Source organism: Gracilimonas sp., from assembly GCF_014762685.1.
GTDB lineage: Bacteria > Bacteroidota > Rhodothermia > Balneolales > Balneolaceae > Gracilimonas.
Genome location: NZ_JABURM010000005.1, coordinates 692,276 through 705,971 on the forward strand (window position 1 = coordinate 692,276; position 13,696 = coordinate 705,971).

Annotated in this window: 8 protein-coding genes; 5 read left to right on the forward strand and 3 right to left on the reverse strand. The window is 40.9% G+C overall.

Going from position 1 to position 13,696, the window contains the following annotated elements:
* Positions 1-68: 68 nt before the first annotated feature.
* The 4 genes from HUJ22_RS03105 to HUJ22_RS03120 all read left to right on the forward strand — a co-directional run bounded on the left by HUJ22_RS03105 (position 69) and on the right by HUJ22_RS03120 (position 7,129).
* Entirely contained in the window at positions 69-3,212 is a 3,144-nt protein-coding gene (locus HUJ22_RS03105) for an efflux RND transporter permease subunit (protein WP_290873610.1), read from the forward strand.
* Between the two features lie 132 nt (positions 3,213-3,344).
* A complete protein-coding gene (locus HUJ22_RS03110) occupies positions 3,345-4,532 on the forward strand; it encodes a 6-bladed beta-propeller (RefSeq protein ID WP_290873613.1) in 1,188 nt (395 codons plus the stop codon).
* Positions 4,533-4,701: 169 nt separating this feature from the next.
* Entirely contained in the window at positions 4,702-5,775 is a 1,074-nt protein-coding gene (locus HUJ22_RS03115; RefSeq protein WP_290873616.1) for a 6-bladed beta-propeller, read from the forward strand.
* A gap of 220 nt (positions 5,776-5,995) precedes the next feature.
* Positions 5,996-7,129: a 6-bladed beta-propeller gene (locus HUJ22_RS03120; protein WP_290873619.1), complete on the forward strand. Its 1,134-nt coding sequence runs from the start codon at positions 5,996-5,998 to the stop codon at positions 7,127-7,129.
* A gap of 655 nt (positions 7,130-7,784) precedes the next feature.
* Here HUJ22_RS03120 and menE read toward each other — a convergent pair.
* From menE to HUJ22_RS03135, 3 genes are read right to left on the reverse strand one after another with little or no spacing between them, the layout of a single operon-like run.
* Positions 7,785-9,269, reverse strand: a complete 1,485-nt coding sequence (gene menE / locus HUJ22_RS03125; RefSeq protein ID WP_290873622.1) for an o-succinylbenzoate--CoA ligase — start codon at positions 9,267-9,269, stop codon at positions 7,785-7,787.
* Positions 9,270-9,279: 10 nt separating this feature from the next.
* On the reverse strand, positions 9,280-10,353 hold the full coding sequence (menC, locus tag HUJ22_RS03130; RefSeq protein WP_290873625.1) for an o-succinylbenzoate synthase: 1,074 nt from the start codon (positions 10,351-10,353) through the stop codon (positions 9,280-9,282).
* Positions 10,347-11,240 (reverse strand): 1,4-dihydroxy-2-naphthoate polyprenyltransferase, encoded by an 894-nt coding sequence (locus tag HUJ22_RS03135; protein ID WP_290873627.1) that lies wholly within the window; start codon positions 11,238-11,240, stop codon positions 10,347-10,349. The genes menC and HUJ22_RS03135 overlap by 7 nt, the downstream gene beginning before the upstream one ends.
* Before the next feature lie 279 nt (positions 11,241-11,519).
* Here HUJ22_RS03135 and HUJ22_RS03140 point away from each other — a divergent pair, with 279 nt between their 5' ends.
* Positions 11,520-13,694 carry a glutamine synthetase III gene (locus HUJ22_RS03140; RefSeq protein WP_290873630.1) on the forward strand — a complete coding sequence of 725 codons (2,175 nt, stop codon included), beginning with the start codon at positions 11,520-11,522 and terminating at the stop codon, positions 13,692-13,694.
* Positions 13,695-13,696: the final 2 nt, after the last annotated feature.

Genomic DNA, 13,696 nt, shown 5'->3' on the forward strand with positions numbered 1-13,696 from the left:
CATTCAACATTTAACATTTCCATCTATAAACAACTCATAAACCCCAAATCCTAGCTTTGCACCAGTTATTGAATCGAAAATATCTCATTTCGTTTTTCTACATCATCGTGTGTGTGATTGGGGTGGCGGTATGGCGCGTTTTGCCTATTGAAAGTACGCCGGAGCTGAATCTGCCATCGGTCACGGTGAGTTATAACTGGGGAAGTACCACGCCGGAGATAATGGAGCAGGAGATCACCCGGAAAGTAGAGCGGGAAGCAAACCGGCTGCGGGATGTCACTGACATTCGCTCCATCACCCAGGAAGGCCGTTCAACCGTTACCATCACCTTCCGGAAAGATGCCCCCGTTGATTATCGTGTATTAGAGCTGCGGGAATATCTGTTTTCACTGGATGAAAAGTTACCCGATAATATCTCTCCGCCGACCATTAACCGCCAGGTACCGGAGGAGCTGGATGATCAGCAGACCTTCATCGTATATACGCTGAATGGAAATATGCAGCCGCGACAGTTACTTGAATATACGAGAAACAACATTCGCCCAAAATTACTGTCGATAGACGGACTTGCTGAGGTTGCCATTCGCGGCGTTCAGGATCCGGCTTTGATGATCGAGTTTGATATCGACCAGGTAGAGAAATACAACCTCTCTCCTCGACAGATCCTGATGCAGGTGAGGGATCAATTGAGCTGGCGGTCGGCCGGCTTCGTGGAACAGGGTATTTCGAGATACAGTCTCATCATTCCCCCAAAATTCAACAGCATTGCCGATATTGCCGGTCTTAAGATCCAGCTTCCAAATTCCATGAAGCAGCTTGCCCTCGATGATTTTGCAAAGATCTCCATTCAGGATTATCCCGCCAAAACCATCAAACGTATAAATGGTGATCCGGCATTGACCATAGAGTTTGTGAAAGAATCAGGAGCCGATGCCTTTACGCTTGCAGAGAACGTACTTATGGCGATGGAAGAGATCGAGGCACAACTTCCAGAGAGCCTTTCCCTGATGCTCACCGTAGATTCTACCGAAGAGCTCCGCCAACAGTTTGACGACTTGCAGCTTCAGGCTATATTAAGCGGCATCTTGGTATTTCTGGTCGTCATCCTGTTTATCCGAAAATTGAGGGCGCCCTTTGTCATCATGGGCAGCGTGGTGTTTTCGGTGCTGCTCAGTTTAATTGTTTTATATCTGCTCGGATACAGTTTGAACATCATCACCCTGGCGGGTATTACCGTTGCACTGGGTATGCTGATTGACAACGCCGTGGTGGTTTTTGAGCATCTCAATCCCGCTTTGCCGGCTGAAAAATCAAAACGAATTTCACATATTACAAAAGAGATTGGGAATTCGGTGGTACCGGTATTGGGAAGTACTTTCACCACGGTCGGTATTTTCATTCCACTATTATTTGCCCTTGATGAGCTCCGTATTTTCCTGGTTCCGCTGGCTGTAGCGCTTACCGTAACGCTGGTGTGTTCGGTATTGATAGCTTTTACGTGGATTCCCTATGCATTGGTTTGGCTCACCCCGAAAATTTCAGAAAAGAAGAAAAAAAGCCGGGCTTCACGCTGGGTGAACCGGCTGCTAATGCAAAGTTTTCTACTCAAATCTAAATTAAGATGGGTACTGCCGGTGGTGTTGGTAGGAGTAATTGGGATTCCGCTGTTTGCCATCGAAGAGCCGGAATGGGATGCTGAAGAAGGGACTGCGTGGCCGGAATTTACTAAGGTCTATTTTGATAACCGGGATAATATTGATGGATGGATTGGCGGATTGACTAAGAAATTCCGTGATGAAACGTATTTTGGAAGCCCCTGGAGCAGAAATAATGAGGAGAGCATTAACGTGTATATCCGTTCGCCGCAGGGGACCCCGCTTTCGGAGATTGACAAAATTGTGAAGAATTATGAGACTATTGCCAAGCCTTATGAACAGGCTTTCAAGTATTATGAGGCCAATCTCTCGGAGTATTTCGGAGCCCGCATTCGCTTTGTGGTGGATCAGGACTATCTTACTCAACCCGATCCCTATTATTTCTACGGAGAGGCGATGTACCTGGGGGCTCGAACCGGAAATGTAGCTACTTCGGTTTCCGGCTTAAATATTCCGGGAATCAGTACCGGATTTGGAGGGAGTTATTCTAATCAAAGCATACGGTTGAAAGGCTATTCTTATGACGAACTGTTGAACTTAGCAAAAGATTTGGAGCGCAGGTTGAAAACAAGCCGGCGTGTGCAGGAAGTAGATATCAATACGTCTTATTACTCCCGTCGTGATGATTTCCAACAATATAAACTTCGGCTGGATGAAGAGAAGATATTAGCTAAGAATCTGGATCGCAGAGAAGTTATTTCAACCCTGTTGCTGGATTTGAATCCCGAGAATACCGTAGGACGTGTGGAATTCGGCGGGCAGGAAATGTACTTGATAGGTACAAGTAAACGGGAGAAATCCTTTGAAGAAGATATGATGAGCCGCACCCGAATGTTTGGGGATGTGAATTTCAACATTTCCACCATCGGTGAAATTGTACAGGAAGGAGGGTTGAATGAAATTCGCAGGACGAATCAGTCTTATGAGCGAACGGTAAGCGTGGATTATCTCGGAAACTATCAGATGGCCCGTGAATATATTGAATCGGTGATAGAAACTACGCCCGTTCCGGTGGGCGCGAGCATTGAATACGGACGTGGATTTTTTGGATTTGGGAATGATGACAGTTCCCGAAACTTCTTCTTCGTGGCCCTGCTCAGTTTACTCAGCGTGTGGATGATCGTATCGGCACTGCTGGAAAGTGTGAAGTATCCAATTTTTGTAATTCTGGCTGTTCCTTTCAGTTTGATCGGTATTATGCTGGGCGGATTGGCGAACGATATGGCCTTTGACCGTGGTGCCATTGCCGGGTCGCTGCTGTGCATTGGTGTCGTTGTAAATAATGCCATTTTGATCTATCATCAAAAACAGCTGGAGAATGGGAAGGGCATATTTGGCCTTCGTTGCTGGATGCATGTGTATCGAAAACGTATTCGGGCCATTTTGATCACTACGGTAACTACCATAACCGGACTGCTCCCCATGATGTTCTTCGGTAACAATGAATTCTGGGAAAACCTTGCAATTGTGGTTATTTGGGGGCTTTCGGTGAGTACGATCTTGCTGTTAGTGATGACGGGGTTGAGGGTTAAGAGTGATGGGGGAATCGATAGTTGATAGTTGATAGCTGAAAGTTGAGAATTGATTGAAGTGAATCAGCGTATATAAATCGCAGATTCAGGGTTCTTTTTTGGTAAAGAAATGAGGTATGAGAAATAAAATTAACCGGATAACAAACAATAAAGAGATATGAATAATAAAATTCATCGTGTGTTAATCAGTGTTTTAGTGGTCGCAATAATGTTCACAGGATTTGGTTGTGGCAGTAATGGGGACGATTCCTCAGCTATCAGGAAAGAAAACGGAGTGATCTATAATCCGGATAGAGGGTTACTGCAGGATCAGGAACCGCTGGTAGAGTTTGAGTTGGTGGATACTATTGACCTTTCGGGAATTGAGGAGCCGGTGATCAGCAGTATTACATATTTGCAGATCGATGAGGAGGGTAACTTTTACTTTATGGATCGCAGGATCAGCAAGTTGATATCACTGGATCCTCAGGGGAATTTGCGATGGTCCACAGGACAGGAAGGTAAAGGCCCTGGCGATTTTGAGAACCCGTTTGGGATAAGCCTTCATAACAATAAAATATATGTAGCCAATATACAGGGTTCCCGTCTTGATGAGTTTGATATGGAGGGTGCTTTTATCAAAACCTATGATCTCCCCAAAGATATTCGCTTTGCTAGTTTGGTGGATATAAGGAATGATGGCCTGATCCTGATGAGTGGAGCTAATTTCGGCACGGTTGGGGCACTCGTATATACCATGGAACTGGGCGACAGCCTCAGGATTAAGGAGAATATCAACATCACAGAAACGGAGGATGACGAATACACCAGGGCTACCATGAGGGGTGGAATAGAGATGAGAGAAAACGAATTTATTTACTCGTTCAGTACAGAATACAAACAGCAGTTCTATGATTACGAGGGGAATTTAATGACGGAAGTACGAAGAGACTTTGCAGGAACCTTGGGCCCGGGAATCTATGCTGATGGCGGAAGCGTGAGTTTGTATAGTTTAGGAAATGTAAGCTCTCCGGTATTTATGGATAATGGAAATTACCTGGTGCGGATCAACTATCCCACGAACATCGACGACCCGCATGCCTATGCCCGCCGGGCTTCAACCGGGGAAACCGAATCTCCCATTTATGCCCGAATAATGGATGTTTTTAATGCGGACCACGAATTGCTCTATACCTTCGACGATTCGGAATTTGTGGAAGAGCTCGGAAATTTAGACGTAAGGGATAAAGAAGGCTTTTATTATTCCGTTTTCAGTAACGACCTGCTGGTTAAAAAATATAAGCTGAATACAAACTATGAGGGATCTGAAATGGAGGGGACGGACCGAATTCCGATTAATGATTAATGAATTTTAGCCAAACTTCTAAACTAATTCCCAACTGTGAACGTGTGGGATTTTACTGTAATGGTATTATGATTATTGGAGTTGCTGTATTTGAACTAATTAGTATCAGGAAGAACCACTGTATTATATTTCGCAGTTTACAAGAGAATAAATACAAAATATTTTAAGCATGACTCAAAGAATTATTCTAATTGTCTCCATTCTTCTTGTTTTGTTTTACAGCTCATGCTCACCGGATGAAACCGATCATATAAATCCCCATTCTGTTTCTTTAACAAAAGTAGATTCGGTGGTTTTGGGTAATTCCGAACCTTTATTTGGTAATTTTGTTGAACAATTTCGGATTAATGATGCTGGAGATATTTGGATATTTGCTGAACGGAATCAAAACAGAATCTTTGCATTTGATAGCCTTGGCCAATTTATAAATGTAGTGGGTGAAAGAGGTAAAGGTCCAAAAGGAATTATGCATGTCAGTGGATTTGAAATAAATAACAAGAATCAGGTAATAATTAATGATGCAGCTCAAAAAATGCTTAAAATTTTTAATCTGAGCGGAGAACTCATTCAATCAAATACAATTTTTTCTGAGGGTGAATTGTGGGCTCATCCCTACTCTTTGTATAATTTTAAAGACCGACTTTTAATTTCTGTTACGGAGAGTAAATTTATCCGTGAACCGCATAAATCAAAATTGTTAGCTATAGTGGATTATGAGGGTAAAATTGATACTGTCTTTGGAAAGCATGATATATTTACCTCGGAAGACAATTCCTATAGCGCAGAGAATACGATTCTAGTTGGTTCAAATACCATATTTACTAGTTCAGTTGGCTCACCTTATATACAAGCTTACAATAGTGATACCTATCAACAAACAGATTATTTTGGAGGAAATTCAAGTTTTTCCATACCAAGCAAAGAAATCCATGCCAACCTCCCTATTTCCGAAATTAATAAGAGAGCAGACGATAGTTCTGTAATGGCGGGCCTTTATGGTACAGAGCATTTTATAGTTTCACACATGCAAGTCCTTACTGCAGAGTTTTTTGAAACTACAGATTTCACCAAGAAGAAAAATATTTTGATACTTTATGACAGGAAGACGAAGAAATTCATAAAAGAAATACTGGTTTCTCATACTTTAGCTGCAGTCCAAAATGATAAACTCTATTTCATCGAAGATTTTAATGCGGATAATTACACGATAGGTGTTTATGAAATTGTCACCGATCAAAAATAACTTGGTTTAAGTGAGTTTAATCTCGGTAAGTCGCTCTATATAAGAATGCAAAATGAGAGCTCAGATTCCAGCTGTAAATGTGTGCAGTTTGGGGGTAATGATTCTATTAATATTGGAGTTGCCGTATTTATACGAATTAGTTAGTATTAAGTAGAACCTCAATAGGTCATTACATACAATAGTACTTGTAAAAGTATAACTTTACCCAAACCTTTTAAAGATGAATAAATTCTTTATACCATTAGTTCTCTCACTGCTATTAAGTTTTTGCAACAACAATAATGAAAGTAGAATACATCCTAACTCAGAAAATATTCCTAATCCTGAATTAGAGGGTGAACACATAATCAATAAGAAAATTAATGACTTTTCTAATCTTGATTTCTCAAGTGATCAATATAGTTTTACTGAAACTCTTGGTGATGAGAGAAATATTGGTTTTATCAATGATGTCGAGGTTGATAAAAGTGGCCGTATTTTTGTATTGGATGACCGACAGCAAAAAGTATTAGTATATAGTTCTGAAGGAGATTTTCTTCAAGCAATTGGAAGAAGAGGTCAAGGACCTGGAGAATTATCTTATGCAAAGTCAATTACACTTTATCAAGATTCTCTTTTACTGATATCAAATCGTTTTCGGATTGAAGAGTATGATATTTCTAGTGATTCTATTTCATTTAATCGTACAGTAAATTTTGAGATAAGCATTAAAAGTATTTGTACTACTAATGAAGTGTTATACATACACAATTTAGATGTTCTAGATAGTGGCCAGATGAGTTCTGAAATGCGTAAAACTAATATGCTACATGAGTTCACTCTACCTCAATATTCACATCAATCAACTTTTGGAGAATCATATATTTCAGACTCTCCAGTTATTGTTGATAGATTAACTCAAGGTGATATTATTTGTGATCCATATAATAATATGCTTATATATATCTCAGATAGAGTAAATATTCTTAAAGGGTATTCACTGTCAAATGGTGAGCAGATGTGGAAGTCTTCAATTGCAGATTTAAATTTTCCCAAGATTGAAGAAATTGTAACTGATGGAAGTCCTGGGCTTAAGATATTGCCTCCAGAAAATGACATCTTTGATAATTTTCTAAAACCTGTTCTAATTAAGGATGGCTTCATTTTAGTACAAGTAGATCGTCGAGAAGTTGTCGAGAGAGAATCCCTCGAATCTAAGAGCTCAATCTTAAGCTATTTAATTGATGCAAAAACAGGAAAGGGACATTATTATTCCGATAAATTAGATAGGATGTTATATTTTTCTGAAAATAGCATTATTGAAGTTAATGATTCATTTACTGAATTAGAGATTAAGTATAAAGAAACGCAATAGCTTTCTTAGGCTTCGTTTGTCCTCGTTACGAAGGTACATCTTCGAAACGCAGTCCTGGAAGCTCTGGCTTCCTGTGAAATGAGAATGACAGGCATCAGGTAATTTCTATAAACCTGCAAAGCCCAACCTCCGGCAACCATCTAAGCGACTTTTACCCACCGGGCGGAGGTTTTACGTTTTGGTATTTATTTACCCCGACCTAAAGGACGAGGGTATATTCGGTAATCCCGCCAGGATCGTCTCCAAAGAAATCATGGACATCCTAAAATCCTTTAAATCATGGTTCAAAAACAGGAAACATAGCTTTTCAATGACCAAATTCCCAGGGATCTTTTCAGTCTTGAGCGGAGCGGAGACTGGAAAGTTTCGGCTAAGGAAGTCTCCGACTTCCAATAAGGGCAACTCATTCTATTTAAATCAAAACTTGGTTGCCATGGTGCAAGTCAGAGACTTGCTGTGCAAAGACTCTTAAGTCAGCGCTCGTTGAACATTTATTGTTTGTTAATTTTATTTGAGCTCGCTTTAAGACTTAAGAGATCTGGGTAGTACGAGGCAGAGCCTCAATAGTGCATTCCGGAGCGGAGCACTGTAACGAGAAAGGGGTGCATCAACTAATCAACTAATCAACCAATCAACTTTCAACTCTCAACAAATCCTACCCAAACTTCTTCACCAACTCCCAGCGCTTAACCTTGCCGGTATCTGTTTTAGGAAAGTCCTTGACGATCTTGAGTTCTTTTGGGAGTTTGAAATCGGTAAGGGAGTCTTTGAGCTGTTCTCTTATTTCGTCCAATTCCGGGGTTTTGCCATTTTTCAGGGTGACAACCGCCGTAATTTTTTGTCCCCATTCCTCATCCGGAATACCAATAACTATGGCTTCTTTGATGGAGGGAAGTTTTTGCATGGCTTCTTCCACTTCGTTGGGATTCACATTTTCGCCACCGGTAATGATGAGGTCGGTACGTCGGGATTCGATAAATAAATGGCCAAAGCCGTTTATATGCCCATAGTCTCCGGTATTAAACCACCCATCTTTATCAAAACGCTGGTGGTTTTCTTCTTTGTCGTAGTATCCGTCAAAAACCTGGGGACCTTTTAGCCAAAGCACTCCGGATTGGTTTTTCCCAAGTACACGTCCGTTTTCGGCCCGAATCTGCATTTCATTGGGAGGGAATGGTTTTCCGACACTTTTAAGAGGAGTGTACATTCCCGAGGGGGCGAGTAAAGGGTTCGCAATAATCTGGGCACAAGTTTCGGTCATACCATAACTGGATACAATTGGAATTCCGCGTTCGGCAGATTTTTTTAAAAGACTTTCCGAAATAGATCCACCCCCGAGCAAAATAGATTTGAATTCGCGGTGTGTTTTAAAAAGGGAATCATCAAGTAATCTCTTCAGCATAGTGGGAACAAGTGAAGCTGCTTGAAACCGGTGATTCTCGCTCAAAAATTCTTTAATCATTTCTTCGTGAAATTCACCAAGCCGGTAAATAGCGGTTCCGTAAATCACCGACCTCAGAATAATTGAAATTCCCCCTATATGATTAAGCGGGAGGCAAAGCAACCAAAAATGATTAGGGTCCGGTTTAAAATTTTGAGCCGAAGCTTCAGATGCACTTAAAATTTGCCGTCTTTTCAGGGGAACGATCTTAGGTTTGCTGGTTGTGCCGGAAGTAAAGAAATACCCAAAAATTTCATCTTCTTTTATAGATTCGGAGTCCGGTAAATCTGCATTTCTGATGTCATGTGTAAATGAATTCAGGAAGAAGTTTTCATCCAGCTTAATCACGTTGTCGTCACCAAGTCGCTTACGGTTAGTGGTGTCGCAGAAAATGAGAACCGGTTTCAGGGTGTTTAGGTAGTTTTCAAGCTCATCATTCGTAACTTTCGGATTTATGGGAATGAAGGGAATTCCTAGCTTCCAACAAGCGGCAATACAAAAGATCAATACATCGCTTGATTCAGCAACGAAAGCAATGGGCCATTTCAGTGAGTCTGCTTTTTGTTCAACCAAATCTTTAAAGAATGCCGTGAATCGATCCAAATCGCTGTAGGTGTACATTCCTTTTTGAGAAGAGAGGAACACATGGGGTGCCTCACTTTTCTTGAACTCAAACATATGTAAGCGCGATTTGAACATACACCAATTTCTAAAACTCCTTTAATCCTTCCAAATGTAATGAAATTCCTAACCCAGTTGTGTTAGGAAACCTAATTTCAGGTTTATTAAGCCAACTATCTGATACCACATTCTGCTTCAGAAAAGTACCGGTTGCCAATCCCTGAGCACGATTATAGTTTCCTAACCCGGCTGAAATGGCTGCAGTTGCAGCCTGGCCAACGGCTGATTCCAGCGAGGTAGTAAATATTGTCTCAATATTATGAGTATCTGCAACCTCTTTTGTTACGAAAATATCATTAAATGTACCCAATAGCATTGGTTTAAGCACAACGAGCTTTGCAGCTTTCGCCTTTGATAACTCTTCAATCGATTTTTTGTTCCTGACTGATTCATCGGCCGCAATGGGAATGATTGATGAATCAGTTACCTGTTTCAAATCCATGAGATCAAATTTAGAAACAGGTTGTTCACAATACTCAATATTCAACGGTTCTAAAGTTTGCAAATTTGCAATAGCTTCTTTGACGGTCCAAGCCTGGTTGGCATCAATGCGAATTTCTATTTCTGGAAATTGCAGCCTCAATGCTTTCAGAATTGCCAGTTCTTTCTCAAAATCCCTTCCAACTTTTACTTTTAAAGTATGAAATCCTTCGTTAATCAATTCCTGAGCTTTTGAAAGGGTTTCTGATTTTTCTTGAATGGATAGAGTCCCGTTACATTTTATTGTGCCTTTAAATCCCGGAAATAAGTACTCTACCAAAGGTTTGTTTGATTTTTTCGAAGCCAAATCATAGAGCAAAGTATCAATGCCAAAACTAAGGGATGGGAATTGATGAATTTGGTTCAAAAGTTGTACTGTTTCCTGGCCGCTTCCTGATTTGATAGTTTCTTGGAGATGCTCTTTATTTAATTTCAGGATTTCTTCAACATGTTCAATACTCTCGTTAGAAAACCCGGGAAGAGGGGCGGCTTCTCCATAAGCTTCAATACCCGATTCCCGATCTTTATATACTAATATCACTCCTTCTCTGTGGGAAAACTTATTACCGGCCACTACAAAGGGAGTGTTAAAAGGTATTCGATATTTATAAAGCTTCAGCATAAGTTTAAAATAATCCCGATGGAGAAAAGGAATCCAAAAATTACCATGAACTGGGCAGTTCGTTCTAGCATAGGATTGAGTTGATTTTTATTGGCTTCAGTCCAAATTCTATATACATAATAAATTGCCAACGGCAGGGAAATTAGGGGAAGTAAAATCCACAGGTTGTAATGAAATTGTAAATAAAAAAACAGAGGGATTGCAAATGCCAATGTTACCATAATTAAGTATTCAAACTTTAATACTTGCTCACCAAAGAGAACGCCCAATGTTTTCTTACCCGATTTTCTGTCCTGCTCCACATCTCTAAGATTATTCACAACTAAAATATTAACACATAACGCCCCTATAGCTAAAGAGGCCCAAAAAGATTCCTCGGACCATTCCAATGCATTCACATAATAAGTAGTCATTACGGCTACCAATCCAAAAAAGATAAAAACAAATAAATCTCCAAGGCCATTATACCCAAGGGGAAAGGGGCCACCGGTATAGAGTATTCCAAATATAAGCGAAAGTACACCAATCACCAGAACGATCCATCCGGCTGACCACACCAGGTACAAGCCCAGAAAGAATGCGAATGCCATAGTGAAAATGGTAGCATTTAACATTTCTTTTGGTGCGATTAGTCCGGACGATGTGGCTCGCCTGAAACCGATCCTTTCTTCTGTATCCGAGCCCTTTATGAAATCAAAGTAATCGTTGGCAAAGTTGGTGCCTATTTGTATAAGAATAGCACAGACTAAAGCAACGGTTGTATTTATCCCGTTCAGCATATTGGCTTGAAAAGCTAATGCGGCCCCGGTAATTACGGGGATAACTGCAGCCGCTAAGGTTTGAGGGCGAGCAGCTTCAACCCAGAGTCTCAATTTTGAAGATTTCAAAAGCAGGTTTTTTTGTGAATAAGTGTGGATAACTTCGGCGATGAAGATACAGTTTTTGAGTATGGCTTAAAAAATGAAGTAATGTCTGTTTGATGAAAAAATAAATTAAGCAGATTAGAAAAATGAAGGGCATTTTTTGAAAAAAATTAAGATATACAATTAAAAATCCTATTATTATTAATTGTTAAAAACTATTTGTCTAAATAAATTGAGTAAAATAAAAAAATAGCTTTATATTTGGTTGTCATTTTTAATTACAAACCAAATTTATTAAAAATCATGGCCAAGGCGATTCAACGATATGATAATTTAGCTGCTGCCCGAAATTTTCGTCCGGGTAAAAATGAAAATTCTACAATGGACATCCCGGAGATTTTCGGACAGAATACCCTAACTCTTGATAAACTTGAAGAACGGTTACCAAAATCAGCCTGGAAAGACCTGCAGCGAACCATAGATGAAGGTCAAACTTTAAACATTGATGTTGCCGATGCGGTTGCTTTGGCAATGAAAGACTGGGCTACCGAAAAAGGGGCTACCCATTATACACATTGGTTTCAGCCACTTACCGGTTCTACTGCTGAGAAACATGACAGCTTTATTACTCCCAATCAGGGGGGCGGAGCAATGGCAGTATTTTCAGGAAAAGATTTGATTCAGGGTGAACCTGATGCTTCAAGTTTTCCGAGTGGGGGATTGAGGCCCACTTTTGAAGCTCGCGGTTATACGGCCTGGGACCCTACGTCTCCGGCCTTTATTGTGGAAAATCAAAAAGGAACTTATCTGTGTATACCCACAGCCTTTGCTTCCTGGAAGGGTGAAGCACTTGATCATAAGACTCCACTGCTTCGTTCAAATGATGCTCTAAATAAAGCATCGAAAGAAGCACTGAAGCTTTTTGGTGTTGAATCTAAGCGAATAGGCTCAACCATTGGATGCGAGCAAGAGTATTTTCTCATCGATCAGGAGTTTGTGTATCGCCGGCCGGATATCCTGACATCGGGCCGAACATTAGTAGGGGCCAAGCCTCCACGCGGACAAGAATTGGATGATCATTATTTTGGCTCTATTCCCGAACGTGTATTGTCGTTTATGCTGGATGCCGAAAAAGAATTATACAAACTTGGTGTTCCGGTTAAAACGCGCCACAATGAGGTTGCGCCGAGTCAATATGAGCTGGCCCCGATCTTTGAGTTAGCCAACGTAGCTGCGGATCACCAGCAGCTAACGATGATGGTGCTGAAAAAGGTAGCCAAAAAATATGGCCTTGAATGCTTAATGCATGAAAAACCCTTTGACGGTTTGAATGGAAGCGGAAAACATTTGAACTGGTCTCTTTCTACTGTAGAAGGAGATAATTTACTTGAACCGGGAGAAAGTCCTCATGAGAATATGAAATTTTTGTTTTTCTTTACAGCTGTGATGTTGGGTGTATATCGTCATCAGGATCTGTTAAGAATCTCGGTGGCTCATGCCGGGAATGATCACCGTTTGGGAGCAAATGAAGCCCCTCCGGCCATCATCTCTACTTTTATTGGAGATCAGCTTATGGATATCGTAGAACAGTTGATTAACGGCGGAGCGAAAAGCTCGAAACAGGGAGGATTGCTCGGGCTTGGAACACCGGTGCTGCCGGATCTGCCTAAGCATGCCGGAGATCGAAACCGGACTTCACCATTTGCTTTCACGGGGAATAAATTTGAATTCCGCGCATTGGGTTCAAGCCAGTCACCCTCATTTCCTATCGTTGTATTGAATACTATTATAGCGGAAGCGATCGAAGACATGACTGCCGATCTTAAGGAAGCAAAAAAAGAGGGATCTATTGAGAAAGCACTGGCAACCGTACTTCGTGCCCGATTGAAGGAATGTAAGCCGGTGATCTTCAACGGTGACGGCTATTCTGATGACTGGCAAAAAGAGGCGGAAAAGCGTGGATTGCTAAATCTTAAAACCACACCGGATGCCATTCCCTATCTCACCAGGAAAGAGAATGTAAAGCTTTTCAAGAAGTACAAAGTACTGAACGAGAAGGAAGTACATTCCCGAAAACAAATCTGGACCGATCAGTACATTACCACAAGAACGATCGAGGTGGATACCATTGAGTCGATAGCCAAGACCATGATATATCCTGCCACGGTTCGGTATATTGGAGAACTTGCCAAGGCAGTTGAAAAAACGGATGCTTTGGGACTTGATAATTCAGGTTCCAAAACCATGCTTACCAAAGTGAACAATGAACTGAACAAACTGGGTGATTCTTTAGAGCGCTTAGCAGATGTACAAGCTAAAATGAAGTATAAAGATTCATCAGAGCATGCGGTAAAAGTGGAGTCCGAAGTACTTCCTGTAATGAAAGAAATTCGTGATTCCATTGATTTCCTTGAGCGTTATGTGGCTGATGATTACTGGCCATTACCGGTTTACAGAGAAATGTTGTTTATCAAATAGCT